Here is a 549-nt window from a genome sequence, read left to right as displayed (position 1 = left end):
TGCCAGTGTTTTGTACTGCCTATTCATATAAGCGATCGCACCCTCTTGAATCGCTTCTGAAATCTCGCGCATAGAGGCGGTTCCCATACTTTCCTTTTGCACACTATATAAAATAAACAGTGCATAAGAAAGAGAAAGTAGTCCAACTGATGCAGCGATGTAGGCTAAGATCATGTTTCCCATTTTAAATTCTCCTTTTCCTAAGCTTGTTGGTAAAGTATAATGAGAAATTTACGAAAAGTATAGCCTGTTTTTTATCCGAGTGGTATTATATATTTGGTCTGACTTTATTTCTTTAAGTAATATGCAAAAGTATTATTTCCGGGTGTAAATTTTGTATACTGATTTAACAACCGCCTCCAGTCTGGCATAAAAAATGGCTAATCTACTTTCGCACCGCTATACGTCCGGTATACGGCATCTCATGAGACCCTCAAATTTACGTATATTTAACTTTCAGACCAAAACATTCCTGGTCGTTTTAACGGATATTGAACCGAATTTTGGAAATATTCATTGTTAATCTTATATTTGAGAGTTTTGCATAAT

At 35.7% G+C, this 549-nt stretch carries 1 protein-coding gene; it reads right to left on the bottom strand.

The features are described 5' to 3' along the window. Positions 1 to 183 (bottom strand): sodium/proton-translocating pyrophosphatase (locus B3W37_RS15590; RefSeq protein ID WP_483176359.1); only part of this gene is annotated, 183 nt, incomplete at its 3' end. Positions 184 to 549 lie beyond the last annotated feature (366 nt).

This window comes from Syntrophomonas sp. UBA5494, from assembly GCF_002426325.1.
This window is presented reverse-complemented; position numbering and strand designations above follow the sequence as displayed.